The sequence below is a fragment of the Wolbachia endosymbiont of Trichogramma kaykai genome, from assembly GCF_045765165.1.
GTDB lineage: Bacteria > Pseudomonadota > Alphaproteobacteria > Rickettsiales > Anaplasmataceae > Wolbachia.
Map to the genome: position 1 here is coordinate 55,354 of NZ_JBJJXK010000001.1, position 26,107 is coordinate 81,460.

Genomic DNA, 26,107 nt, shown 5'->3' on the forward strand with positions numbered 1-26,107 from the left:
AACTCATACTTGCTGATATATATAACAACTACTTTCTCAATTTTAAACTTAAAGTCATCAAGAAAAAATACTAGAACCAAAGTTGGGGTTGCTAGAACTTGCAAAGCAATTAGGAAATGTATCCCAAGCGTGTAAAGTAATGGGATATTCAAGGGATACATTTTACCGCTTCAAAGAGCTATATGAAACAGGAGGGGAAAAGCATTATATGAGATAAACAAAAGCAAACCATTACTTACCAATAGAGTACCAAAGGATACAAAAGAAGCAGTAGTTAAAATAGCAGTAGAGTTTCCAGCATATGGACAAGAAAGAGCAGCTAATGAATTAAAGAAAAAAGGAATTCTAATATCTGCTAGTGGTATAAGGTCAATATGGCAAAGAAACGATCTCGAAAATTTTAAAAAGAGATTGAAAGCCCTGGAAGCAAAGGTGGTCCAAGACGGTATAATTTTAACGGAGGAGCAAGTTGCTGCTTTAGAAAAAAACTAGGGAACAAAAAGAAGCCAATGGCGAAATTGAGACACAACACCCTGGATACTTAGGTAGTCAAGATACCTATTATGTAGGCAATATCAAAGGTATTCGAAGAATTTATCAACAAACTTTTATTGACACCTACTCTAGAGTGGCCTTCGCTAAGCTTTATACGGAGAAAACTGCTATCACAGCTGCAGATCTTCTCAATGATAGAGTTATACCATTTTTTGATGAACAGAAAGTTCCATTGCTACGCATTTTAACTGATCGTGGTACAGAGTATTGTGGTAAACCAGGTAGTCATGCGTACCTGTTATATTTGGGAGTAGAAAATATTGATCATTCTAGAACCAAAGCTTATTCTCCACAAACTAATGGTATATGTCAAAGGTTTCATAGAACTATGCAAGATGAATGTTACAATATTATCTTTAGGAAAAAGATTTATAGTACTTTGGAGGAGCTTCAGTTAGATGTCGTCATTGGTTGCATTCTTATAACAGAGATAGAACTCATTCCAGTAAGTATTGCTATGCCTATGCAGACCTTTTTTGATAGTATGAGTATTGCTTACCAAAAAAAAATATTGATAACATTAAAACAGATTCTGATATCAGTTTTGAACTCGTCAATTCTTCTGTCAGATCAAGTCTAAATTATTAGAGTTAAGATCTTTCTCTAGTTCATTTTTAATCTTTTCCTTCAGTTCATCCTTAGTCTTGTCATTAATCTCGTACTTAGGGTCTTTACCATCATCTAGCCTTGTATGTAAATTAATTTACAATTTATTTGAATAAGGGAAAGTGTTCTTTAACATAAAATTGCTCTATTAATAAATAAAGGTTACTAAAAAGTTAACATAAAATAGAAATGTATACACCTTCATTACTTTCATATAATATAAACAATACCTTCTGGTACTGACATTTGTTCAGGAGAAAATGCTGATTCTATGCGCGTATCTATTATAGAAGCATTTATCGCATCCATACAAGCTTTGCATTCAGGATTACTATCACATTGTCCTTTGATACGATTGTCTCGACCAATTTCAAGATTATTGTCACTTTTATCAAAAATTTCTTTACATTTTGCAAACATTAAACCACTAGATTTCTTAGTAATGGCATCTTTAATCTCTCCAGAAACTGCATCAACTACTATTGAAAGCCTTGAAAAGGCAATTGGTTTTTTAGGTTATGGACAAGCAGGACACTCAGGAAAAGGAGGTATTTTTATATCAGGAAGCTGTATATTTAATTCGAGTCCATCACGATACGGATCAAAGTGGTCATGGCAATGTGGATCAAAATTATGATGGTACCGTGGGTTAGTTGTGCAAGCCATACGTGTCAAGTTAAGAAGAAGTGAGGTAAAGTTGGTGTAAAGAAAAGAAAAAGAAGATATAAGTTCTCTTAAATTTAACAAACAAAATGGAGAACTTATACAATAAAAAGAATAGTTTGCATCTCAAAAAAGCTCAAAGAATTTTTTAATGAAAAAGCAGATAAAATCTCAACTACAACAGGATTCATAAAAAGTAAAGAGGAAGCTAAAAGGCTCATCGTTTGTAAAAGCCATAGTCTTGGGTAATATAGGGATTGATAATTGTAGTATAGATACAATTTGTCAATTATTGAATGGAGACTCGATAAATATAACAAAACAAGGTCTGGACTTTAGATTTACCAAGGAAGCAGTGGAATTTATGAAAAGAATGTATAATGAGTCTTTAGTTTTATTTAAAAATATCTTAAAGGTTGATTGCAGAATTTTGAAGCACTTTAGAAGTGTTAAGCTATTGGATAGTAGCTATATCAGCCATACCTAATGGTATGGAAAATATATATAAAGGTTATGGTACTAGCTACAGTGTTTATGAAAGTAATACTAAGTATAGAATAAAGTTACAATTAGTTTTTGACTACCTAACCCAGACATTAGAGCAGCTTAATATAACTGAGGGAATAAGGTCAGATCAGGGGTATAGAAGACATTTAAGCAATATATCGAGCAATGATTGACTAATATCTGATTTGGGTTATTTTGTGCCAAGTTCCTTTAAACAAATCAATGGAGCCGGAGCTTATTTTATAAGTCGTTATAAATCTGGTACCAACATATATGGTACAGAAACAAATCAAAAAATAGAGTTATTAGAATGTTTAGAGGATAAATTGTTTCTAGAAAATGAGGTGCTATTAGGAAAAGAAACAAAAATTAAAGTGAGAATTATATGTCACAAATTAACTGAAGAACAGTCTATAATTAGAAGAAGGGCTAATAGGTTAGCAAAATCACATGGATATACATCTTCTCAAAAGAATCAAAAATTGCTGGATTGGTCGATATTCATAACTAACGTTCCAGAAAATAAAATTAGTGCTGATCAGGTATTAATAATTTACCGAGTAAGATGGCAGATTGAATTATTATTTAGATTGTATAAGAGTCACATCAGGCTTGACGAACTTACAGGAAAACCATACAGAGTATGGTGTAAACTATACGCTAAATTGTGCGCAATTCTTATATTTCATGGAATAGTTGGTTGTACAGAACTAAAAAAGAGTACAGAACTTAGTCTAATAAAGGAATTTATTGAGCTTAAAAGGCGAGTTAGACAGCTATTCTTAACATTAAATTGTGTAGTCAGTAAGGTACAAATTTTCCTCAAAAAAACTCGTCTTAACCTGATCAAAATTCTCCTTAAAAGACAAATATAGAAAAACAAGAATATCAACTTTGAGTGCACTAAATTTCCTCATTTTCCCTTAACTTGACGCGTATGGTTGTGCAAGCTGTGCGCGTAGGAATGTATGAACCAACACGTGGAGATGAGGAAAAATTATAATTCATAAGAATACTTTAAAAAATAACCATTAGATGATTATAGGATAAAAAAAGTTAATGATTTAATAACTCTAAGGTTAAAACTAGCATATACAAACTTACAGTACATTTCAAAATACGATTTTAATATAGAAGATATTCGCATTGAAAAGCTTTGCCACAGCAAAATGCTGCTAAGATTTCAAGAAAAAGCTGTCAGTAGTCAAATTTATTGTATTTTAAAGCAAAATGTGAAGCACATGGGAGACCATGTGCTATTGGAAGTACGTATATCAAGAGTGAAAGAACGTACGTTTGTTAGTGATTTAAATCTAATCTCTTAGCAGAAAAAATCAAACGTATCACAAGGATTGTAACATGTATCATAATAGTTATGGTATGAGTTAAATTGTATAAGTTCTCCATTTTGTTTGTTAAATTTAGGAGAACTTATATCTTCTTTTTCTTTTCTTTACACCAACTTTACCTCACTTCTTCTTAACTTGACACGTATGGCTACTAAAAGGGTGTCATTCAAGTAGCTGACACTGAAATCCAGAAAAGAAGGCAGTGTCTGGACACTGACACTATGTTTTTATTTTGCCACTCTGCTGTGTAAACTTACTCGGCAATAACCTTTTTTTCTTTTAACAAATTTTGTAATTCACCGTTTTCATACATCTCACGGGTAATATCACAGCCACCAACAAATTCTCCCTTTATATATAATTGTGGAATTGTTGGCCAATCAGAAAAACTTTTTATGGACTGACGTATTTCATCATTCTCAAGTAAGTTGATGCATTTAAACTTTACATTCAATTTTTTGAGAATTGACACGACGAGCCCAGAGAATCCGCATTGAGGAAAGTCAGAGGTGCCTTTCATATACAGCACTACATCATTTTCTGCTATGTCTTTTTTTATTTGTTCAAAGTTGTTCATAAATATCACCTTAATTTTAAGTGCTAGTCTCTAGTTGCAATGCATGTATAGACTGATCTTTGAGAGCTTTATATACCATTCTATGTTGTTCTATTTTTGTCTTTCCAGAAAAAAACTTGGAAGTTATTTTTAGATGGTAATGATCATCATCTCCAGCAAGGTCCTTAATACTTATATCAGCATCAGGAAATGATTGTTTGATAATTTTCTCTAACTCGCGAATTGTAATAGCCATCAGTTTATTTTAATCATAAGTCTAAAATACGCAATTAATTATTGTGAAGACAATAGATTCAGCGTGCTCAGAGCACTAGCAAGACGAGATTTTAATTGGCTTTCATACTGATTCCAGTTCTCTATTTCCTTTCTTGCCACACCTGAAGTAACTGCAGCTTTTGCAACAGCAGGAGATACTATAGAAATTAATCTTGGATCAAATGGAGTAGGTATTATATATTCACGTCCATAGCTCATTTTACGACCGCCATAGGCTGCAGATATCTCATTTGGCACTGATTCGCGGGCAAGCTTTGCTATTGCATCTGCAGCAGCAATTTTCATTTCATCATTCATTGTCGTTGCATGTACGTCGAGTGCTCCTCTGAATATGTAAGGAAATCCCATTACGTTATTGACTTGGTTGTTATAGTCTGACCTACCAGTTGCAATTATTGCATCTGGCCTTACAAATTTTGCAAATTCAGGCCTTACTTCTGGATCAGGGTTAGCAAGAGCAAAAATGATCGGGTCTTTACCCATGCTTTTTAACATCTCTTCGCTAAGCACATCCTTTGCGGATAGTCCGATGAATATATCAGCGCCTTTTATGGCATCAAGTAGAGAACGTTCTTTAGTGTCAATTGCATATTTTTCCTTCCACTCATTCATATCCTCTTTTCTGTCTTTGTGTATTATTCCTTGTTTGTCACATAGTACTATGTTCTTAGCACCCATAGACTTCAGTATTTCCAAACACGCAATACCAGCCGCTCCAGCACCATTCATGATGATCTTGACATTCTCTAATTTCTTTCCAGCAATATCAAGGGCATTTTCTATACCAGCTGCAACAACTACTGCAGTTCCATGTTGATCATCATGAAAAACCGGAATATCCATCAATTCATTTAGACGTTTTTCTATTATGAAACAATCAGGAGATTTTATATCTTCCAAATTTATCCCCCCCCAACTTGGACCAAGATACCTTACTGCATTGATGAAATCTTCTATGTTTTCTGTGTCAACTTCTATATCAATTGCATCAATGTCAGCAAAACGCTTAAATAAAACAGCTTTGCCTTCCATGACGGGTTTTGAAGCAAGAGGACCGATATTGCCAAGTCCCAGCACTGCGGTGCCATTTGAAATAACAGCCACATAATTGCTTTTTGCCGTGTAATCATAAACAGCTTTAGGATTTTTAGCTATTGCAAGGCATGGGGCTGCAACACCAGGGGAATAAGCAAGTGATAGGTCATGCTGTGTGGATAAGGGTTTTGTTGGTATAACCGATACCTTACCAGGTTTACCACTTTTATTATGGTACTTAAGTGCTTCTTGTTTTGTGGTGTTATCTAAATCATTATTCATGCTTTGAGCTTATTGTTAGTAATTTTTAAAGTATATGTGGTTTTTATGAATGTTCAACTATTAGCTTGTGAATTCTGCTGTACTTCTGTATAAGTTTATCTACCAATAGTGTGACTTGCATGCTTAAGAAAAACTTGCCTAATTTGCTAACAATTTCTCGTGCACTCGCGATACCGGCAATAATATCAAGCTTTTATATAGAAAGTAAATATGCAAGTCTAATAACAATATTGATCTTTATGTTTGCGTGCATTACAGATTTTTTTGATGGTTATTTAGCACGTGCATGGAAAGTCCAATCGAATTTTGGCAAGTTGTTTGATCCAATTGCCGACAAGTTAGTAGTAGCTTCAACAATAATCATGCTAGTTTATAAGCACAAGATAGATGATATTACAATTATACCGTCAGTTATAATTGTTTGTAGGGAGATATTAGTTTCAGGTGCGCGGGAGTTTTTGATAGCTACAAACGTTAGCCTACCTGTGAGTAAGGCTGGAAAAATTAAAACATTTTTGCAGATGATTGCTGTGGTAGCGCTAATAATGAGTGATTATGAGAAAATTCGATATGCAGGTGTTATTTGCTTATGGGCTGCAGCTGTTATGACTATGTGTTCAGGCTATAATTACGTTCTAGCTGGCATCAAACAGATTGACTAAGTTGCTTAAGAGTATACAAAAAAAAAAGTTAATAATTTCACAATATTGACTGATTAGTTAAAATCCTGTATAATGTGCTAGTTTATAAATTAGTCAAGTTTGTATGACTGGTGTTATTATAGATAGCTTTAATACTGAGTCTTCCTTTAAGAGATTAAGTTCTGAGAAAGATATTAAAATAGAGGATTTTTTTCGAGATTTCTGGTCAACAGTTAATGAAGAAGAAAAAGAGAGAAAAAAACTTGAACAAGAATTATTAATACTTGAAGAAGAAAAAAAGCAGAAGCTGAAACAGGAGTTGTTAACTTTAAAAAAAAGAGAGCTAAATAGAAAATGTGTATCATTGGCAACAATGGTTCCATTTGCATTGCTGATGGCAATTGAGCTCGAAAAAACATGTAGCGATCAGGTATTACTTCGCCTTATAAGCGGTGCATTAGGCCATATTATATTGCCTTTGACAGTCTTATCTCTTATTTGCGCGCTATATTTAATTTATAATAATAGAAAAATAGCAGAAAAAGAACAAGAGTTGAAGAATATTGAAGATGGAGAAAAAGAAAAGAGAGATATTCCTTATACAGTTGATGATTACTGTAACTATGCTGATGCTGCTTTAGTTACATTAGTTATTGTGGCTAGCATAGTAAGCGAAGCATTGGCACAAGGAATAATAGAAGACGTAGCTTTTTCAATTTCTAGTATATTCTACTTTGTAGCGAGTGCTACTTTTTGCTATTGTGAGTACAAGAAAAATAAAAATTCTGAAGTAGAAAAAGAGCAAGGCTTTGATGAGAAATCTAAAAAAAAGACAAGCAATACGTCTACAGCTAAGTTGATGCTTGCTGGTTCTTCTTTATTACTAGTCAGGAGGATAATGTTGATTTCTGAAGTAGCATTATCTGCTGTTGGACCTGCTTTAGGTCTAGTAGGTATTGCTCTTTTGATGGTCGGAAGTGGATTGATCATACATTCTTATATTGGAAAGCTAGAGAACGTAGAAGTGAGTGGAAAAGGTGTTTCAACAGGTGCTGGTGTAGGTAATATACGGGAAGGGCAGGTTTTACTCGATGATAATGCCACAAATTTGTTTATTTAGGTAATATTTAGTCTATACTTTATTTTGATCAAAAAAATCTTATGTATAGGACTTTAATCGTATGCTTTTTTCTTCTAATTTGCCACTTTATGCAGTTATATGCGAATGACCTTGAACACACCGAAACTGAGCTATATGAGGAGGCAGTTAAGCTTTATGATCAGAAAAAATATAAGCGAGCTATTAGAGCATTTCAAAAGATAGAGGATTTGTATCCTTTATCTTATTGGGCAATGAAAGCCAAATTATTGTCTGGACTTTCTCACTATAATATGGGTAAATACAGCAGTGTTGCAAGTGATATGGATGATTATATATACGTTTATCCAAATGGTGAAGATTTGCCATATGTATATTACTTAAGAGTATTATCTTATTACATGCAAATTAACAAAGTGCAGCTTGGGCAAAAAATTGCATATAAAACTTTAGAGCTAGCTAATGAATATATTAATCTTTTTCCGAATAGCGAATATATAGAAGAGGTTAAAGAAAAAGAAAAATTAATCACAGAACATATATCAAAAAAAGAGTATTCTATTGGTGAATTTTACCTAAAGCGTGGTGAATATTTGGCAGCAATTAAGCGTTTTCAAAATATGATAAGCGATAAAGATTCTAAATATTCTTCTAGAGTTATTAGTTATTTAATAACAGCTCACTTAGCTCTTGGCCTTGACTTAGAAGCTGAGCAGTATGAAAATATGTTAGTAGAAGGGGTGAATTAGTTTTCTTATGGCTGGTCATTCACAGTTTTCAAATATAAAACATCGAAAAGGTGCTCAGGATGCAAAGCGCTCGCAAAAATTTGCGAAGCTCATTAGGGAAATAACAGTTGCTGCAAAACAAGGGCTGACTGATCCCGAACTCAATCCACGTCTTCGCTCTGCTATCTTTGCTGCGCGAAAGGAAAATCTACCAAAAGATAAAATAGAAACAGCAATAAAAAATGCAGCTGGTAACGTTGCTGGAGAAAGTTATGAAGAAATACAATATGAAGGCTGCGGACCTTCTGGTGCTGCACTTATTGTCCATGCTCTGACAAATAATCGCAACCGAACTGCTTCTGAGATACGTTATATCTTTTCTCGCAAAGGCGGTAATTTGGGAGAAACAGGATGTGTGAGTTACCTTTTCGATCATGTAGGTTTAATTATCTATAAAGCAGAGGGTATAAATTTTGAAGGTTTATTTAACTATGGAATTGAATTAGAAGTATTGAATGTTGAGAAAAATAACAAAGAAGAATTATATGTTATAACTTGTGAAGTAAAAGACTTTGGTAAAGTACGTGACGCTTTCTATACAAAATTTGGAGAACCAGAACTTGCTCGTCTTTCATGGCAACCAAAGGACCTGATTGAAGTTAGCGATAAAGAATTAATTGATAAATTATCTATATTAGTTGAAGAGCTAGAAGATAGTGATGATGTGCAGTATGTTGAAGGTAATTTTATTTTTGCTGATAAATTATGAGGCTGGTAATACTTACACTGCTTTGTATTTTACCAGCATATGCAACTGAAACATTTGCGCAGAAAGACTATTGTCATTCCAGTGACAAGACACTGGAATCTAGCAAAATTGATTATAAACAGTACGCTATACAACATTTTCGATTAAAAAGCTGGATTCCAGTGTCAAATACTGTAATGACACTAACCCACTCTCCAGTGTTATTCCAAGACGGGATCAGGAAAAAAAAAGCTGCTTTGGTGACAGAAAGTGATAGAAAGTTATCATTCATATCCAGTGACATAAAATCCTCTTTTTTTGATGCAGGAGGTTTGTCGCCAAATACAGTGATGAAATTAATCAACATATATAAAGATTTTGGTATAGATTTTAAAAAAGACATTGTGCCCAAAAGCAAGTTGGAAGTTCTGTGTGAGAGTGATCAGAAGGCTGAAGAAAAAATTTTATATACTTCACTCACAACAAGCAATAAAGCTATAAGTTTATATTATTATGAGTCACAAAACAGCAAAGAAGAGTACTTTAATAAAGAGGGGGTAAGCTTGAAGAGTAGCGAAATTTTTGTAAGTCCCTTAAAAGGAGATTTTCGTATATCTTCGAAATTTGGTAATAGAAAGCATCCTGTTCGCGGTAAAATTGCTTTTCACAAAGGAGTAGATTATGCAGCTAAGCTTGGCAGTCCCATATATACTGCTGCAGAGGGTGTGGTAGAATATATAGGAAAGAATGGTGGCTATGGAAATTACATCAAAATAAAACACAAAAATGAATATTCAACTTGTTACGCACATATAAGCAAATTTAGTAGCGATATAAAGTTAGGCTCTAAAGTAAAGCAGGGGCAGATCATTGCTTATGTCGGCAGCACTGGTGTTGCAACAGGACCTCATTTACATTATGAAGTTATATATAATGGTAAACATATTGATCCGCTTACGATAGCTCATGGCAATGAGATAAAGTTGCCTGATCGTGAATTAAGAGAGTTTAAATTATTTGTAAGTAGGGTAGATGAGATAATCAGCAGAGAGGGTGCAAGTGAAAAAGCAATCTGATAAAGACAGCACAGATAAAAATACGATAAGTGATAGAAATCTAAGTAAAATTCAGGCTTTTCCTGTACTAATAGCGCTAGGGTTAATTTTATTGGTACTTTTTGTGTATGACAGCACAATTGCACTTGGAGTTGCTGCTGTTTCAATTTTGACTTTTCTTCAGGCACTTTTCGTTAATGACCCTAATGAAGCGAGAGTGATAGAGTTTTTTGGCCATTATATTGGAACTTATTTTAAGTCTGGAATATGTGTAACGCTTCCGTTTTCGAGTAAATATAGAGTTTCTCTAAAATTTCAGAATATTAACACAGAAAAAATTAAAGTTAATGATGCTAATGGAAGTCCGATAGAGATTTCAGTAGTAATTGTTTGGAGAGTTAGCAGTCCTGCAAAGGCATATTATAATGTTAATAATTATCATGAATTCGTTTTTGTGCAAAGTGACTCGGTAATTAGAGAACTGGCAAGTAATTATCCGTATGATAGCGAAAACGATGAGGAATCTTTGCGTAAAAATTCTGATAAAATTTCAAATGAATTGAAATCAATGCTACAACAAAGATTGAATATTGCTGGAATTGAAATTGCAGAAGCGAGAATATCGCATTTGGCCTATTCATCTGAGATTGCACAAGCGATGCTGAGGCGTCAACAAGCGCATGCCATCACCTCTGCAAGAAGGCATATAGTGCAAAATGCAATAGGAATTATTGAAGAAGTAATAGCCCATTTTGAAAAAAATAAAAGCTTACAATTGGATGGAAAACAAAAGGTTCAATTGATAAACAATTTGCTAGTTGCTCTGATCTCTGAGCGGGATGCACAGCCGACTATTAGTTTGGATAATAATTAGCATAGAAGCCGATTCGGTTTCATGAATGCAAGTCACTGTTAATTTCTTGATTAATAGACTAAATGATATTATAAATTACACGCATTAGGGGTCCTAAAAAGCTGAGAGTATATAAAGTACAACCCTTTGAACCTGATCTTGTTAAAATAAACGTAGGAAAATGTATGTATATAAATATTGAATAATACTTTGGCTTCATCGCGTTCATTACATCTCTCATTGGGTTATTGCCTCAAGTATATAGATCATATATCACAAAACTTACTCGTGACGTATCGATGCTAATGTTGGTGAATTATCTTATTTGTTCATCATCTTGGCTTATTTACGGTGTTTGTCAGGGTTTAACTTTTGTGATACTCAGTAATATTGCTGGATTAGTGATCAGTATAATATCAATTGTTCAAAAATGTTACTACGATGCAAAAACTGCACGGAGCGTTTTATAACCATATGCTACATTGTAGCGTGGAGCAAGAATATCGTTCTATTGTAGTACCAAATGGAGAAATACCTGATTCATCATTTTTTAAACAAGATATACCTGTTATTGCTGTAGATGGAGTAGCAAATAAGCTTCTATCAATTGGCGTAAAACCTGATCTTGTAATAGGAGATTTGGATAGTATAAATCCGAATTTACGTGCTAATTTAAATACAGTATATCTACCTGATCAAGATTATTGCGACTTTTCTAAAGCAATGGCTCACTTAAAAACAGTAAAGTTATTGCCATCAATAGTAACGGGTATTACTGGAGGAGCAATTGATCATATACTACAAATTAACTTTTTTAAGTACAGATAGTATCTTTTATATGCCTTCGCCTCCCACGGTGGGGTACGCCTTACAAAAAGGTATTAGCTATTTTCCTCTTTGCTAAAAAATACTAAAATATCCTTACTTGGTATACCGAAAGCTCAAATATCAACTAAAGTATTACAATGGGAACTGTACCTTAGTAACCTTGCTTTTCCAGGAAAGAATTCTTGCTTTAATCGAAGTTTAGGCAATGAGTTATCTATAGAAATACACAGCGGCGTGTGTTTAGCAATGATATATTTAGAAGCAGTAAATGATGATGGTGTGTGTTGAGTTAAAACATTAAGAAAAAAAAAGTAGAAAACCGTGTTAACACTAATTCTAAAAACTACAGGCGCCTGTTATGAGCTAAAGTAAAGGTCAAATATCTGGAATTCTGGACATAAAATCCTCCTGTATAAAAAAAGATTCAGAATGTACACACAACAGATGTAGCTGAATCCTTATTGAAAAATTGGTTAAAAGGTCTGCAGACCAAGATAGATTTTGAGCTCTTTAAATATCTCTACCATCATTATAATGGCATCGTGAGTATGCGGAAGAAGTTTTTTCATACAGAGAATAAAAAGGAGTTTGCTAATTTTCATACTGATCGGATTTCACTACTCAAACCTAGAAACTTTAATTTATCAAGGCATCTGTTCAGGGGAATATGCAAGTCATTGCTCCCTTTCTTGTCATTCCAGTGTCAAGCACTGGAATGACACCATTTGCTGTGCAATTTACCTGCAAAAATGAATGTTCGTACAGCTGTGTGCTTGACGCTAAAATCCATTATACTCCATAAATTTAACTGGGTGCCAGTGTCAGCTACTTTCATAACATCAACTGATTTTTTTGCATTCCAATTATGCAAGAAATCTATTGTATAATATTATTATTACCCTCTTGATAGTTTGTTAGCTCCTCTCCTCCTGAGTTACTTGGTGCAATTATTTGATCATATTCAGTTGATGGTTCATCAGATCCAAACAACCATGAAAAAAAATCCACCCAAAAATGATCTTATTAAAGAAAAAGGTTTAATCAGTATACCAAACAAACTACTAAAAAAAGAGCTTGGCTGTTCTTCATTTATTGATGATTCACTTCGTGTACTAACAACATTTTGTGTAAGTGTTATGTCAATAGAATGTCCATTATCAGCAGCTTCAATTTTTACATCACTTTCCTCTTCTGCACTGATCTCCTGTTGTTCTTCCTTTTGGTCTTGCTCTTGTGTAACTGGTTGGACGTTACCTTCTCGTCCAGCATCTTCCTCTTGATCTCCTTCACTATCTGTCGATACTGAACTGTCATCAGTTTTTTTTCATCCTTGTCTTTTACATTGATAGCGATTCCGTCTACTGCTAATAGAATTTTTACTATGTCTATATGACCATTTTTAGCAGCATAATGTAAAGGGGTCTTTTCACTTTCATCTATTGCATTAACATCTGCCCCCTTATCTAGACATCTTCTAGCTGCTGAGAAAAACTGTCCCCAAGCTTAGCAAATAAGTGTAAGGGAGTCGCTTTATATAATTCTAGTTTAATTTCATTAATACCATTGGGTTTGTTAAAATATATTACAGAACTAAATCTTGTTTTATTATTTATATCGGTACCAATCTTTATGAAGTCTAAATCATTTTTAACAAAATCTTTTCCTGATGATTGGTAATGGTCAATTACTTGCTTTTTTATTGACTTATGAGATCTTTTAATATTTTCTATAATTTTATTTACTTCTTCTTGTGAAAAGCTGAAAGCTAAAGGTTCATTATCTTTATAATCATCAGAAATTGTCGCTTTGAAAAGGGTATAAACTTTATTGATTTATCTTGAAGATACTTCTTTTTGTGAAAAGTTGAAAGCTGGAGGATACACACTGTAATTAAAACCTTCATATTTAGACTCAAGTGGCCCAGTTCCAATAAATTTTAGATTATGATCCTTTGTTAGTTGTGATAAAAATTTTTCCATTTACTTTCATCAAAATCGTTGTAACGAGGCCATGAGCAAATTAATACTTTATCTCCAAATTGTACATGAATACTGTTTGGTTGTTTAAATATATCATTATATTCTTTTCCAAAATCATAGGTTTTAAGAACCTCAACTGACATATTATGAACATCATTGTTGATATATTTTAAGAAGATTTCCCTAACTTTGCGAGTCTTTTCAGCTAATCAAACTTTCTCACCCTGATTTAGGGAGCTGTTAAAATGTATATAATCAATAAAATTGCCACCCATCTGCACTTTTCTATAGAAATTGTATTATCATGGTACAGTTGCTAATAATCAATGAACTCTGCAGATAAAGTTCTCTGGATGCCAGAACCACATACCGAAATTACACCTTCATAAGGTTATATAAGAAATCTATTGTAATCAGCCTTCTCTGTGTTTTTCAGTATATTTAAGTAAACTATATATAAGAATTGCAATTATAGAACATGCAACTGTTAACAGTAAATTTGGTAAAATACTATAGTGAAAAAATTTTCCTACTATATATATTCCAATAGCTCCAAACATCATATTGCAGAATGAGAGGACTGCACTACCAAGACCTATACCCTTGATCGTTTCTAAAGCAGAAGTTACGTTATTGCTGATTACGAGTGCAAGCCCGATATTGCTCGGAATCCAAAGAACTTGAAGAATAAGTACACTTAACTTGTTTGCGAGATAAAAATATACCAATAAACCATCCGATATCATCGGTAATACCAAACCTATTATTAACATCTTGCTCACTCCTATTTTTGGTACGTACCTTCTATTAATTAAAGTTCCAATTATGTAAAATATAACTATGATTGATATGAGATAGCCAAAATATTGTACTTCAACGCCCATTGATTCAAATATGAACGGGTAGTTAGCAATGTATGCCCAAAGCCACATGAAAGTTAATCCATGAATGGTTGAAAATCCAAGGAAACGATAATTCTTAAATATTAATATATACTGCTTGAAGATATTAATACTGGCTTTACTTTTATTTACGGTCAGCGTTTCTTGTAGCTTCAAGTAAATAAAAATGAGCATAATAATTGCGGCAAGTGATATGATAAAAAACAAAAACTTCCAACTATAACCATGTGAAACTATATAACTGCCTACCACTGGAGCTATTCCAGGTGAAAGTGCTACTATCATATTTAGCTTTGAGATTACTCTTGAGTATTCACTACCTGAGTACATATCCCTGATTGCTGCATATCCGACAACGCCTGCAACACCAGCTCCAGCTCCTTGTATAAACCGGATTAATATTAAAAGTATAATATTACCAGCTATACAACATACAATACTTGCCAAAGTAAAAATTGTCATACCAATCAGCATTATTAGGCGCCTGCCATAATAGTCTGACAATGGGCCATAAATTAATCCAGATATTGCAACTCCTACTAAATTTAAACTGATCGTAAGCTGCGCTATATTACCTTTCACCTTAAAATAGTTGGCAATACTTGGCAATGCAACTGAGTATAAGTCTGTTGCCATATCAACAACTGCTACAGATAATATCATAATAAGAGAGATGATATTTTGTGAAAAAGCTGTCGACACTAGTGATTTACTGGATTAAATATGTTTAATTGTAGTATATTTTTCTCATTAGTATATTAATTTAACTGCTAATCTCTGTATAAAATATGGATAAATCACAATTAGTTAAAGAGGTTTTCGATTCTGTAGCGAATCGCTACGACATTATGAATGATATAATGAGCCTTGGAATGCACAGGCTATGGAAAGAGAAGATGGTAAATAGTGTGCATTTTAAAAAGAACTCCAAGGTTTTGGATATTGCTGGAGGAACCGGAGATATAGCTATAAGAATAGCAAGAGGTGAACCAAGTACTCAAGTTACAGTATGTGATATAAATCAAAACATGCTGGACAAAGGGCGTGATAAAGCAATAAATTCAAATCAGCTAAATTTCAATTGGGTATGTGCAAATGCAGAGAGTTTACCATTTGAAGATTCTGAATTTGATTATTATACAGTAGCTTTTGGTATTAGAAACTTTTCTGACCGTAAAAAGGCTTTAAGTGAAGCATATAGGGTATTGAAGCCAGATGGGAAATTTATTTGCTTGGAGTTTGCCCCTATGCATTATCAAAATGAGATATTCACCAAATTTTATGACTTATACTCATTTAAAGTAATTCCTAAAATTGGTAGCATGGTTGCTAAAGATAAGGGTTCTTACGAATACCTAGTAAGAAGCATAAGAGAATTTCCAACTCAAACTAATTTTCAAATGGAAATTGAAGAGGTAGGCTTTAAGGATGTTGAGTTCTATAATATGAGCTATGGAATAGTGGCGTTACACATTGGAATAAAATGAATATTAAACTCTGGTATGCTCATCCTTCCAACAGTTCTTTTGCTATCTTCCTTTAATTGCGCAGCGTTTTTCCTTCAGTAGAAATCAAGCTAAAGTTTCTTGAACGTATTGCTCTAACGAAGTACACTGTAAACTAATATTGTAACTTTTTCCTGAAGCTAAATACTTAACTTTAAAATAAAATGCGATCTAACATTAAGCAGCTATTTTACTATATAAAACCTAGTCTACATTATTTTAGCATAGCTTTTATTGCAGTTCTATTTTCAGCTTTAACGATTCTTCTTTTTGGTAGGGGCTTAAGCAACATAATTGATTCTGGCGCAGAGCATAACTTTACTACCAAGCTCGTAGTTTCAATACTGATAGTTTTAGGCATTTCTTTCACTGCATTTATTCGGTTATATTTCATTGGCATTGGCAGCGAGAAAGTTATCGCAATAATCAGATACGACTTATATAGCAGTATCACTGACTTGCAACCGAGTTTCTTTGAGAACACGGGCGTACAAGATGTTATCTCAGCATTAATTACTGATACCTCTGCATTGCAATCGATAATAAACAGCAGCTTACTGACAATATTGAGAAATTTTGTTGTACTGACTGGTAGTGTTGCAATGCTATTATACACAAATCTGCACCTCACTGCATATGCAGCTGCAATAATACCCATACTGCTCATTATCATGACTTCACTTGGAAAAAAAGTTCGCAATTATGCACGCTTCGCTCAGGATGAATTAAGTGAGCTTGCATCGTTTAGTGAGGAAAATTTTAGATCTATAATAACTATCAAATCGTTTGTACTCGAAGAAAATGAAAAAATTCGTTTTCAGAAACATCTAAACTCAGTATCAAAATCATACGTAAAATTAGTACTCTTACGTGCTATTTTAGTAACTCTAGTTATCACGTGTGTGATAGGTTCTCTAGTTATTTTGCTTTTTTTTGGAATAAAAGAAGTCTTAAGTAATAATATGACTATTGGAGAACTCTCCTCATTTGTGTTTTATTCAGCGCTTGCTTCAGGGGCTGTAAACAATCTAAGCGATAACATCAGTGATTTGCAACGAGGTCTTGGAATCGTAGGGCGTTTATTTGAATTTATGAACGTAAAAAGCTCTATATTAGATAGTGATAATCCTATAAGGATCAATAGTGTTCAAAAAAGAATTTCGTTTAATGATGTAACATTTTTTTATGCTGATAAGCCAGCATTAAATAACGTATCATTTTCTATAGAGGTAGGCCAATCAGTATCAATTGTTGGACCATCTGGAAGTGGCAAGAGCACCATTTTAAAGCTTTTGCTCCGTTTTCACGATCCAAGTGAAGGCAGTATTACTATTGATGGGCATGACATCAAATCAATTGCGCTAAGTGACCTCAGATCGTTGTTTGGCTTAGTGCCACAAGACCATATGATATTCTCTTGTTCAATAATGGAAAATATACTATATGGTAAACCAGATGCTGAATATGAAGAGGTGAAGCAAGCAGCTATCAGCGCTTATGCAATGGAATTTATTGATAAGCTGCCTGATAAATTTGATACATTTGTAGGAAAAAGAGGACTGAAACTTTCTGAAGGACAAAAACAACGCATCATAATAGCAAGAGCCATACTCAAAAACCCTCAGGTTTTAATATTGGATGAAGCAACCTCTGCTCTTGATTATAAAAGTGAAAACCTAGTGCAAAAAGCACTTAGCAAGTTGATGCAAAACAGAACAACAATTATAATTACGCACAGGCTATCAACCGCACTCAAAACTGACAAGATTATAGTGATTAATTGCGGGAAAGTAGAAGAAGTGGGAACTCATGATTCTCTAATGAGTAAAGATGGGCTGTATGCAAAATTGGTGAGGATATAGTAAAAACTGAAGGAAAATTTGAGTCGTACTTGTTGGTTGTTATGCTATATTGATAATGAAAGTTATTAAATATTTAACTATTTTAACTTATAATAATATCATAGTATTTTTTAAGGGTCATTATGGTTTATAATTATAGTCATTTCCCAAAATCACCTTGTACGGCTTTCGATTTGCCAACACAGGTTGTGCCAACACAAGTTTTACCAGCACCAATTTCGCACTGTGCACAAGCTTCTGCACCTGCATACGCACCTTGTACTACTAATTTATGTCACAATCATTGAAAAGAATAGTTTGCATCTCAAAAAAGCTCAAAGAATTTTTTAATGAAAAAGCAGATAAAATCTCAACTACAACAGGATTCATAAAAAGTAAAGAGGAAGCTAAAAGGCTCATCGTTTGTAAAAGCCATAGTCTTGGGTAATATAGGGATTGATAATTGTAGTATAGATACAATTTGTCAATTATTGAATGGAGACTCGATAAATATAACAAAACAAGGTCTGGACTTTAGATTTACCAAGGAAGCAGTGGAATTTATGAAAAGAATGTATAATGAGTCTTTAGTTTTATTTAAAAATATCTTAAAGGTTGATTGCAGAATTTTGAAGCACTTTAGAAGTGTTAAGCTATTGGATAGTAGCTATATCAGCCATACCTAATGGTATGGAAAATATATATAAAGGTTATGGTACTAGCTACAGTGTTTATGAAAGTAATACTAAGTATAGAATAAAGTTACAATTAGTTTTTGACTACCTAACCCAGACATTAGAGCAGCTTAATATAACTGAGGGAATAAGGTCAGATCAGGGGTATAGAAGACATTTAAGCAATATATCGAGCAATGATTGACTAATATCTGATTTGGGTTATTTTGTGCCAAGTTCCTTTAAACAAATCAATGGAGCCGGAGCTTATTTTATAAGTCGTTATAAATCTGGTACCAACATATATGGTACAGAAACAAATCAAAAAATAGAGTTATTAGAATGTTTAGAGGATAAATTGTTTCTAGAAAATGAGGTGCTATTAGGAAAAGAAACAAAAATTAAAGTGAGAATTATATGTCACAAATTAACTGAAGAACAGTCTATAATTAGAAGAAGGGCTAATAGGTTAGCAAAATCACATGGATATACATCTTCTCAAAAGAATCAAAAATTGCTGGATTGGTCGATATTCATAACTAACGTTCCAGAAAATAAAATTAGTGCTGATCAGGTATTAATAATTTACCGAGTAAGATGGCAGATTGAATTATTATTTAGATTGTATAAGAGTCACATCAGGCTTGACGAACTTACAGGAAAACCATACAGAGTATGGTGTAAACTATACGCTAAATTGTGCGCAATTCTTATATTTCATGGAATAGTTGGTTGTACAGAACTAAAAAAGAGTACAGAACTTAGTCTAATAAAGGAATTTATTGAGCTTAAAAGGCGAGTTAGACAGCTATTCTTAACATTAAATTGTGTAGTCAGTAAGGTACAAATTTTCCTCAAAAAAACTCGTCTTAACCTGATCAAAATTCTCCTTAAAAGACAAATATAGAAAAACAAGAATATCAACTTTGAGTGCACTAAATTTCCTCATTTTCCCTTAACTTGACGCGTATGGTTTTAGTAGCACACACAACTGTACAAATATTGTGATTTATACCTCAAAAATGCGAGTAGCTCATTTGGTGTCATGTTACATTCGAGTTATACCTTATCACCAGGCTTCACAAATAGATGACCCAATGTTATTAGCTTTATAGGCTTACTTTCATTATTTGCTACTACCCAAACTCCATCGTCTTCATAATCAACAATTTCTATTGCTGTAAATACTACATAATTATTATCATCAACAATCTTTATTCCAAGAATACCATCGTCATTTAAGCTTAAGGCCGAAGAAGGAATTTTATATGCAAATCTTTCACCTGAAGGGAGGCTTACACTAGCAGTCAGTCCTTGCAAAGATATAATCTCATTATCAGTTACCTTTACCTCCACTCTATAAGATCCAGTTTTAGGCTCAGCAATTTTACTAATAAAACTCACTTCACCTACTAATTCCCTTCCATCTAGCAAATTAATTTGCGCTGTGCTACCTAGCTTTATTTTATTTACTTCATTTTCTGAAACATATAACACCACAAGAACCTGATCAAAATTAACTACGTCAGTTATCTTATGTCCAAGATTAACAAAATCCCCTTCATTTATGTTGATCTTATCTATATAACCATCAATAGGAGATTTAATCGCAGTGTTTTCTAAATCCAATTCTAGCCTTTTTAGGTCAGCTTTTGCACTCTGCAATGCAGTAAAAGCTGATTCCACTCTTATCTGTGCTCCATAGCCTTTTTTATTCAATTTTCGAGAGGAATCATACTCAATTTCACGCTGATTTAATAAAGCTTTGGCTTTCTCAACTTGTGCAACTCTATCGTAATCTTCTATCTTTAAAATTACATCGCCTCTTTTTACTTTTTCACCATCAGACAAATAAATAGCAATAACTTGACCACTTGTTCTTGAGACAAGGCTTGCCCTATGCAAGGGATTTACTGTACCAGAAAAATTTAAATATACAGTGCGATTTTGTGGAGTATAATCCTGAGTTTTTACTAAAAAACTACTAATTGGATTATCACTATGAACCGCCTGATCTTTTTTTTAAAAATGTACTGTTGATAAAAAACAGTAGAATAAGAGCAATAATGGAAACGATGATTACTTTGTTTCTCATCCTTAAACAGTAAAGTTTATTGACCAATCTTGTTAGAAATAATTGCATAAATTTTCGAATCAGAATTGTAAGTATAATATATCTATTGTCACTCTATAAACAGTTTTATGTGAGGAAATTTTTCTAAAATGAAGTAAGTTTGCCAAAATGAAATTTTTAATTAAGAAACCTTATCCGAAAAGTTATAATGTCAATATAAGAATTAACATTATATTAGCATATAAGTACTAACGTGCTATTAGTTTTATAATTAAGGAGTATATTATGACAAACCCTATACTAAACCCTACATTTCAATGGAGGGCACTTCATGATTGCTATAGATAATGTGAAGAAAAGTCCCCAGGTAATAGTTGGTAGGTAACAGCAGAGCGAAATAATTGCAAGTGGTACTGTCGTCTGAAAGATACTCATGGCTTATTTAAATCTGATTCACAAGAAGAGTCGACACCTATTGATATAAGTAGTACATTCAGAGAGATTGGAAATAAATTCTATGATCTCGCAGATTCAGTGCTGTTCTATAGTAAAATAAAGGATCAAAGTTCAATTGGTAAGTCTACTTTTGTAAACTTACTCTCTCATATTGACTCAACTACAGAGCTGAAGTGCTAATGCCTGATTTTTTTACTGACTTTCCGTATTTTCATGAAGAGGAGACCCTATTAACTCCATCCTGGTCTGTTGTACCACAATGTTCGTACAGCAACTAAAAGGGTGTCATTCCAGTGCTTGACACTGGGATCTAGAAATTCTGAGTTTTTGAAAAGATTATGGATTCCAGCGTCACGCACTGGAATGACACCTATTTATTTTCGGTGCTCCCTTTCTTGTCATCCGAGTAGCCTTCGCTTGTCATTCAAGTAGCAGATACTCGAATCCATTATACTCCGTAAATTTAACTGGATGCCAGTGTCTGAGCACTGGCATGACAACAAAGGAAATACTTTCATGACACCCATTTGTCTCTATGGTTGTATTTCTCTCATCTACCTATTTTGCCACCATGATGAGTAGATATATTAGCATATATTTAATAGAGTTTACCTCTTCACTAAAAGGGTACCCAATTGTTCAACACTATCAATTTTAATTTGTAAAGTATCCTTTACAAACTTGTTAGCCTGGTCTGTACTCATAAAAGCTACCCATTTATTAGGCATTAATTTTTCCACAGCAGCTCTATCTTCATTTGGGCAATCACAAATATAGCTATACTTTTTCAAACTTAGAAGTTTAGCAAAGACATCAAGATCATTCTCATGGTGAAAAGCAACATTTATACCTACTATTTCGTCCGTTTCTTGCAGCTTTCCATCTTTGTCTATTACCTTTGCCTTAGCAAGCGCAACTGTAGGCTTATGGCCATAATTTCTTCCAATAACCCTTCTTATTGAATGTTCTATTGCTATTTTTTGCACTCCAGGATTTTTATCAAACTCTTTCAAAAAACTAAGGTGTAAGTTAATATATTCAGAGTATTTCAATCTGTGTTTTTTATGTATAGTTGGTTTGTAGGACAGTTCATTTGTAGGTGACTTATAGTTTGCAAGAAGCAATTTTTGTTCATACTGCTCATTAAATTCCTTCATCTTTTTAAAATGTCTTTCATATTGAGTCAATCCATCTTTCCCTTTTTTCTCCATCCTTTTCAAGAATTCCTCTACTGGCTCTCGTTTGGCTATAATAATTTTGCGTATAAGCGGGATTTGTTTTTTCAAGATAACCCAACATGGTAAGCAAACAACTTTCGCATCTTTCGAAAATAGACCTTCTAACTTTTTCACTGCATTGTATAAGTTTGCTGATTCTGGTTTATAATGCCCACTATCATTGTCTATATAAGTTATTTTACCATTTACCACTTTCATTAAACCAGAACATAAAACTGGCCTACCACCTGCAAGAGTTGAATGACGATAAGCCCATTCGCCTTTGTTAACATTAATATGTTCATGAGTTACTAATTTTCCATCAAGCGTGATAACATAAGCTACACAACCTCTTTTACCCTTACTAATTTTATCAGTTGTATCATATAGTTCGCCTTTAAAGCCTTTTAACTTGTTATTTTCTACTTCTGGCATTAAGTCCACGTATAATTTTCCTTCATAAGGAATTCTAGTATATTCTGCTTGGTCATCTGGAGTAAAATACTTAACCCTTGTATTAGTTCGAGGAATTTTCCTTCCTTCAACTCCAACTTCTGGAAACAAATTATATCGTGGAAAAAAATAAGTAAAATTATTCTCTATCCAACACATAATCTTATTTATGATACCAAAAACCTTTCTATTACCTAAATCAATAGAGAGTTGCTGTTCCTTTGGTACTACCAGATGATTGGACTTTGTACCAGATTTGCCAAATTCTTTGGCAGCACATTTAAACTTTTCTAGTAAATGTTCCTTACGTTCTTTTGATACTGACATTTTCACCTCGCTCACCACCATTTTATCTTATATTATTTCAAACAGAAAGTCAACTTTTCTTAAGATACTAAGAAAAAAGTAGCAGCAAAATAGCTAAACTGACTTAGATTTATCGACAATTTGAGAAATCATCATTCCGCTACTTGTTAGCGAAATCTATGTTCTTACAGTTGTGCTGCCCAACAAACTTATGCTAAGCTGTGCTGCCACTAATTTTGCAACCGGTACTCTATAGGGCGAGCATGACACATAATCAACCCCTGATTTGATGAAAAACTCTATGGACTGTGGATTCGCTCCATGCTCTCCACATATACCAAGTTTAATTTCTTTTCTGGTTTTTTTGCCCCTTTCGATAGCTATTCTGATTAATTCCCCTACCCCTTCGACATCTAGCACCTCAAAGGGATCGTTTTTGAATATGTTGCTTTCCTTATAAGAATCGAGGAAATTAACTGAATCATCTCGTGAAAGTCCCATAGTTGTTTGTGTTAAATCATTAGTGCCAAAACTAAAAAATTCTGCGTGTTTTGCGAGTTTGTCAGCAATAAGTGCTGCTCTTGGCAGTTCTATCATCGTTCCGATTGAATAATTCACATCGAAATTTTTAGCTTCTTTCTTTACTAACTCGCATATCAGAACAAACTCTTTCTCGCTCATGATAAAAGGAATCATGATTTCAGGTTTCACTTCTATCTTCTTTTCTTCCCTTAATTCACTTGCAGCACTGAGTATTGCCCTAATCTGAATTTTATATATTTCAGGATGAGAAATAGCAAGCCTACACCCTCGATGGCCAAGCATTGGATTTTTTTCTGATAACTGTACTATTTTATTTTTTACCGATTCAACTGACTTATTCAATGATCTGGCGATTTTTTCTATAATGGATTGATCATGAGGTAAAAACTCATGTAGAGGTGGATCAAGTAATCGTATAGTGACTTCCTTGCCCTCCATAATAGAAAACATTTCTTTGAAATCAGACTTTTGCATTTCTTCGAGTTTATTTAATGCATTTGCCCTTTCATTTTCATCATCAGCTATTATCAATTTTTGAATGAATTCGATCCTATCACTAGCAAAAAACATATGTTCTGTGCGACATAAGCCTATACCTTCTGCACCGAATCCTTTTGCAATTTTTGCATCTTTTGGAGTATCAGCGTTCGCTCTCACCTTCACTGTTTTGACTTTATCTACCCAGTTAATTATCGTTTTGAACTCTTGAGATAATTCAGGCAAAATTGTAGGGAGAATACCAAGCATAACCTCTCCTGTTCCTCCATTGATGGTGATTGATTCACCTTTATTTACTTTTATATCCCCCATAGAAAGAAATTTTTCATCTTTATCAATATAAAGTCCATTTAGACTACAAATACATGGTTTACCCATTCCACGAGTTACAACAGCGGCATGCGAGGTCATACCTCCTCGCGCTGTTACTATTCCACTTGCAGCATTCATTCCATTAATATCTTCAGGGCTCGTCTCTGATCTTACAAAAATTACTTTTTTACCCTGCTCTGCAGCTTTTTCAGCATCACTTGCACTGAATACTACATACCCAGAAGCAACACCTGGAGAAGCTGGCAGTCCTTTGCCTATTACTTCTTGATCGATTTTAACATCAAGAACTGGATGCAATAAGTTGTCAAAAGTTTTTGGATCAATTCTCAATATTCCTTCCTCTTTTGTAATCGCTCCTTCGTTTACCATATCAACTATTATGCGAATAGCAGCTTCGGCTGTGCGCTTGCCATACCTAGTCTGCAAAATCCATAACTTACCGTCCTGTACAGTAAATTCGATATCCTGCATGTCCTTATTATGACTTTCAAGTTTTTCACATACCGCGCATAATTCTCGGTAGACACTTGGTAGCAACTTCTCCATGGTACTTTCTTGCTCCCCTTCAATTGGCATAGGAGTATAAACACCAGAAACCACATCCTCACCCTGAGCATTAACTAAAAACTCACCAAAAAGCTTTTTTTCTCCAGTTGAAGGATTACGTGTAAATATCACGCCGGTTGCAGAATTATCATTTAAATTACCAAAAACCATTGCTTGCACGTTGACCGCTGTTCCAAGGTTTTCAGGAATATTATGTATTCTTCTATAGGAAACAGCCCTATCATTTTTCCAAGAGGCAAATACTGCATTAACTGAGTTTAACAATTGCTCTTCAACGTTCTGCGGGAAATTTTTTCCTATTTTCTCACATACTATCTCTTTAAAATCATTAACAATTTTCTTTAAAACATTAACATCAAGATCAGCTAAGCTTTTTGCTCCACTCTTTTGCTGCTCATTATCAATAACATCTTGAAATAGGTGATGATCAAGATGTAGTACAACATTGGAGTACATCATGATGAAACGGCAGTAGCTATCGTAAGCAAAACGTTCGCCACTTTTTTTTGCAAGCCCAACAACGGTTTCATCATTTAGACCAACATTTAAAATAGTATCAAGCATGCCCGGCATTGAACTAACACTACCAGAGCGTATGGAAACTAATAAGGGATTATTTAAATCCCCAAATTTACAACCGATGTCATTTTCGAGCATCGTCATGTAGTTTTTTATCTCGTTACGTAGATCACAAGACAATTCATTATCTTGACAATAGGCCTGACAAACAGCAGTGGAAATTGTAAAACCAGGTGGAACAGGAATGCCAATGTTACACATCTCTGCCAGATTTGCTCCCTTCCCTCCTAGTAGATTTCTCATTGCTGCATTGCCTTCACAGTTGCTTTGGCTAAAGTAATATATTAACTTTTCTTGCATTTTTTCGGATCTTCACTAATATACATACTATTCTAATAAATTTGTCAGGCAGTAGTAATAAATTTTGTAAAATTCAGC

Annotated in this window: 20 protein-coding genes, 5 pseudogenes and 1 riboswitch; of the genes and pseudogenes, 16 read left to right on the forward strand and 9 right to left on the reverse strand. The window is 33.8% G+C overall.

Features of this window, described 5'->3' with window-relative positions; all coding sequences use genetic code 11:
- Positions 1-67: 67 nt before the first annotated feature.
- Positions 68-1,135, forward strand: a pseudogene (locus wTKK_RS00295) (IS481 family transposase).
- Positions 1,136-1,371: 236 nt separating this feature from the next.
- On the opposite strand, the gene wTKK_RS00300 reads toward wTKK_RS00295, so the two are convergent.
- Positions 1,372-1,581 carry a hypothetical protein gene (locus wTKK_RS00300; RefSeq protein ID WP_407511485.1) on the reverse strand — a complete coding sequence of 70 codons (210 nt, stop codon included), beginning with the start codon at positions 1,579-1,581 and terminating at the stop codon, positions 1,372-1,374.
- Positions 1,582-1,603: 22 nt separating this feature from the next.
- Between wTKK_RS00300 and wTKK_RS00305 the strand changes: the two genes are divergently transcribed.
- Entirely contained in the window at positions 1,604-1,798 is a 195-nt protein-coding gene (locus wTKK_RS00305) for a hypothetical protein (protein WP_407511486.1), read from the forward strand.
- A gap of 131 nt (positions 1,799-1,929) precedes the next feature.
- Positions 1,930-3,258 (forward strand): annotated as a pseudogene (locus tag wTKK_RS00310) (IS4 family transposase).
- Between the two features lie 675 nt (positions 3,259-3,933).
- Here wTKK_RS00310 and grxD read toward each other — a convergent pair.
- Genes grxD through wTKK_RS00325 form a run of 3 tightly spaced genes read right to left on the reverse strand, consistent with a single transcriptional unit; the run spans position 3,934 to position 5,850 of the window.
- The gene (gene grxD / locus wTKK_RS00315) at positions 3,934-4,257 is read right to left on the reverse strand and encodes a Grx4 family monothiol glutaredoxin (protein WP_407511487.1); all 324 of its coding nucleotides are present in this window, start codon (positions 4,255-4,257) and stop codon (positions 3,934-3,936) included.
- A gap of 16 nt (positions 4,258-4,273) precedes the next feature.
- Positions 4,274-4,492, reverse strand: coding sequence for a BolA/IbaG family iron-sulfur metabolism protein (locus wTKK_RS00320; protein ID WP_407511488.1), 219 nt, complete (start codon positions 4,490-4,492; stop codon positions 4,274-4,276).
- A 38-nt stretch (positions 4,493-4,530) separates the two neighbouring features.
- Complete coding sequence (locus wTKK_RS00325) at positions 4,531-5,850, reverse strand: malic enzyme-like NAD(P)-binding protein (protein WP_407511489.1); 1,320 nt, start codon at positions 5,848-5,850, stop codon at positions 4,531-4,533.
- A 119-nt stretch (positions 5,851-5,969) separates the two neighbouring features.
- Between wTKK_RS00325 and pgsA the strand changes: the two genes are divergently transcribed.
- From pgsA to wTKK_RS00375, 10 genes are all read left to right on the forward strand, one after another.
- Complete coding sequence (gene pgsA, locus wTKK_RS00330; RefSeq protein ID WP_407511490.1) at positions 5,970-6,512, forward strand: CDP-diacylglycerol--glycerol-3-phosphate 3-phosphatidyltransferase; 543 nt, start codon at positions 5,970-5,972, stop codon at positions 6,510-6,512.
- A gap of 103 nt (positions 6,513-6,615) precedes the next feature.
- A complete protein-coding gene (locus wTKK_RS00335; protein ID WP_407511491.1) occupies positions 6,616-7,611 on the forward strand; it encodes a hypothetical protein in 996 nt (331 codons plus the stop codon).
- Between the two features lie 41 nt (positions 7,612-7,652).
- Positions 7,653-8,339: an outer membrane protein assembly factor BamD gene (locus tag wTKK_RS00340; RefSeq protein ID WP_407511492.1), complete on the forward strand. Its 687-nt coding sequence runs from the start codon at positions 7,653-7,655 to the stop codon at positions 8,337-8,339.
- Between the two features lie 7 nt (positions 8,340-8,346).
- Positions 8,347-9,087 carry a YebC/PmpR family DNA-binding transcriptional regulator gene (locus wTKK_RS00345; RefSeq protein WP_407511493.1) on the forward strand — a complete coding sequence of 247 codons (741 nt, stop codon included), beginning with the start codon at positions 8,347-8,349 and terminating at the stop codon, positions 9,085-9,087.
- Complete coding sequence (locus wTKK_RS00350) at positions 9,084-10,142, forward strand: M23 family metallopeptidase (protein ID WP_407511494.1); 1,059 nt, start codon at positions 9,084-9,086, stop codon at positions 10,140-10,142. The genes wTKK_RS00345 and wTKK_RS00350 overlap by 4 nt, the downstream gene beginning before the upstream one ends.
- Entirely contained in the window at positions 10,126-10,995 is an 870-nt protein-coding gene (locus tag wTKK_RS00355; protein WP_407511495.1) for an SPFH domain-containing protein, read from the forward strand. The genes wTKK_RS00350 and wTKK_RS00355 overlap by 17 nt, the downstream gene beginning before the upstream one ends.
- A gap of 76 nt (positions 10,996-11,071) precedes the next feature.
- Positions 11,072-11,171, forward strand: a riboswitch (TPP riboswitch).
- 21 nt (positions 11,172-11,192) lie between these two features.
- On the forward strand, positions 11,193-11,444 hold the full coding sequence (locus wTKK_RS00360; protein WP_407511567.1) for a SemiSWEET family sugar transporter: 252 nt from the start codon (positions 11,193-11,195) through the stop codon (positions 11,442-11,444).
- Positions 11,445-11,448: 4 nt separating this feature from the next.
- The gene (locus wTKK_RS00365) at positions 11,449-11,802 is read left to right on the forward strand and encodes a thiamine diphosphokinase (RefSeq protein WP_407511496.1); all 354 of its coding nucleotides are present in this window, start codon (positions 11,449-11,451) and stop codon (positions 11,800-11,802) included.
- 667 nt (positions 11,803-12,469) lie between these two features.
- Positions 12,470-12,604 carry a hypothetical protein gene (locus tag wTKK_RS00370; protein WP_407511497.1) on the forward strand — a complete coding sequence of 45 codons (135 nt, stop codon included), beginning with the start codon at positions 12,470-12,472 and terminating at the stop codon, positions 12,602-12,604.
- 190 nt (positions 12,605-12,794) lie between these two features.
- Positions 12,795-13,082 carry a hypothetical protein gene (locus tag wTKK_RS00375; RefSeq protein WP_407511498.1) on the forward strand — a complete coding sequence of 96 codons (288 nt, stop codon included), beginning with the start codon at positions 12,795-12,797 and terminating at the stop codon, positions 13,080-13,082.
- Here wTKK_RS00375 and wTKK_RS00380 read toward each other — a convergent pair.
- Positions 12,976-13,275: pseudogene (locus wTKK_RS00380) on the reverse strand (ankyrin repeat domain-containing protein); the annotation flags it as partial. The gene wTKK_RS00375 and the pseudogene wTKK_RS00380 sit on opposite strands and share 107 nt — an antisense overlap.
- Before the next feature lie 919 nt (positions 13,276-14,194).
- A complete protein-coding gene (locus wTKK_RS00385) occupies positions 14,195-15,346 on the reverse strand; it encodes a Bcr/CflA family efflux MFS transporter (protein ID WP_407511499.1) in 1,152 nt (383 codons plus the stop codon).
- A 125-nt stretch (positions 15,347-15,471) separates the two neighbouring features.
- Here wTKK_RS00385 and ubiE point away from each other — a divergent pair, with 125 nt between their 5' ends.
- The 3 genes and pseudogenes from ubiE (at position 15,472) to wTKK_RS00400 (ending at position 19,662) form a co-directional block, all read left to right on the forward strand.
- The gene (gene ubiE / locus wTKK_RS00390; RefSeq protein WP_407511500.1) at positions 15,472-16,170 is read left to right on the forward strand and encodes a bifunctional demethylmenaquinone methyltransferase/2-methoxy-6-polyprenyl-1,4-benzoquinol methylase UbiE; all 699 of its coding nucleotides are present in this window, start codon (positions 15,472-15,474) and stop codon (positions 16,168-16,170) included.
- A gap of 182 nt (positions 16,171-16,352) precedes the next feature.
- A complete protein-coding gene (locus wTKK_RS00395) occupies positions 16,353-18,050 on the forward strand; it encodes an ABC transporter ATP-binding protein (RefSeq protein WP_407511501.1) in 1,698 nt (565 codons plus the stop codon).
- A 271-nt stretch (positions 18,051-18,321) separates the two neighbouring features.
- Positions 18,322-19,662: pseudogene (locus wTKK_RS00400) on the forward strand (IS4 family transposase).
- Positions 19,663-19,762: 100 nt separating this feature from the next.
- Here the strand turns inward: wTKK_RS00400 and wTKK_RS00405 are convergent.
- The 3 genes and pseudogenes from wTKK_RS00405 to ppdK all read right to left on the reverse strand — a co-directional run bounded on the left by wTKK_RS00405 (position 19,763) and on the right by ppdK (position 26,029).
- Positions 19,763-20,846, reverse strand: a pseudogene (locus wTKK_RS00405) (efflux RND transporter periplasmic adaptor subunit).
- 995 nt (positions 20,847-21,841) lie between these two features.
- Positions 21,842-23,230 (reverse strand): hypothetical protein, encoded by a 1,389-nt coding sequence (locus wTKK_RS00410; protein ID WP_407511502.1) that lies wholly within the window; start codon positions 23,228-23,230, stop codon positions 21,842-21,844.
- Between the two features lie 156 nt (positions 23,231-23,386).
- A complete protein-coding gene (ppdK, locus tag wTKK_RS00415) occupies positions 23,387-26,029 on the reverse strand; it encodes a pyruvate, phosphate dikinase (RefSeq protein ID WP_407511503.1) in 2,643 nt (880 codons plus the stop codon).
- Positions 26,030-26,107: the final 78 nt, after the last annotated feature.